The sequence below is a fragment of the Paraburkholderia rhizosphaerae genome (genome assembly GCF_004366595.1).
In the GTDB taxonomy this organism is placed as follows: domain Bacteria; phylum Pseudomonadota; class Gammaproteobacteria; order Burkholderiales; family Burkholderiaceae; genus Paraburkholderia; species Paraburkholderia rhizosphaerae.
In genome coordinates this window covers 1-1,077 of sequence record NZ_SORE01000077.1, presented here as the reverse complement: position 1 = coordinate 1,077, position 1,077 = coordinate 1, and the positions used below count along the sequence as shown (strand labels likewise).

The 1,077-nt window shown below is 64.4% G+C and carries 1 protein-coding gene; it reads right to left on the bottom strand.

Annotated elements, in window-relative coordinates; translation table 11 throughout:
• Positions 1-60: 60 nt before the first annotated feature.
• Positions 61-1,077, bottom strand: a 1,017-nt coding sequence (locus tag BX592_RS33640; RefSeq protein WP_134197638.1) for a type II secretion system F family protein, incomplete at its 5' end; no start/stop codon positions are given.

Genomic DNA, 1,077 nt, shown 5'->3' with positions numbered 1-1,077 from the left:
CCGTCTCATCCGTCTCATCCGTCTCATCCGCCATCATCGGCAGTTCAGTTGCCGGCACGCTCATGACAAACTCTCCGCGAGATCGAAAATCGGCATATACAGCAGGATCACGATCGTGCCGACCACCAGCCCGATCGCCGACATCAGCAACGGTTCGAACATTCGCGTGAAGCGGTCGATCCACCGGCTGATCTCGCCGTCATAGAACGCGGCCGACTTGTTCAGCATGTCGCCGAGTTCGCCTGAACGCTCGCCGACACGCAGCATGCGCAGCGAGATCGGCGTCGTAAGCCCTTCCCTGTCGAACGCAGCAGACAGGTTCGTACCGGACTGCACCGCGACGCGCGCCTGCATCAGGCGATCGCGCAGCGCCGGTGAAATCGTGCCGCCCGCGGTCTCCATCGCCGGCACGATCGGAATGCCGCCTTCGAGCAGCATGCCGAGCGTCATATAAAGCCGCGACAGCTGGTAGATGCGCAGATGCGGGCCGATCACCGGAATGCGTGCGAGCAGGCTCGTCAGACCCGACTTCGCGATCGCCGCGCGCAGCACCGTGCCGCCCAGAAACACCGTCGCGCACACCGCAGCCGCGAGCGCCAGACCATGGCCGGCGGCGAACTTGCCCCAGTCGAGCAGCACCTGCGACATCCACGGCAACGAACGGCCCGTTCCTTCATAAATGGTCGCGAAGCGCGGCACCACGAACGCAATCAGAAACGCGGCCACGCCGCCGCCGACCACCAGCAGAATGCACGGATAGATCGCCGCGCTGACCAGCTTGTTGCGCACCTGATCGATACGCGACTGATAGTCGATATAGCGCTGCAGCGAGCGCGGCAGATCGCTGGTGCCTTCCGCGGCGCGCACGATACCGACGTAAAGCGGCGGAAACACATCCGGCTGCTCGGCGAGCAGACTGGAGAAACGCTTGCCTTCGCGCAGCCCCGACAACAACCGTTCGAGCACACCGCGCAGCCGGCCGCTGCCTTCGCGTTCGAGCAGCGCCTCGAGCCCTTCGACAATCGACAGGCCCGCGGTCAGCAACGCGAGCAGTTCCTCGCTGAACAGCACCAGCGA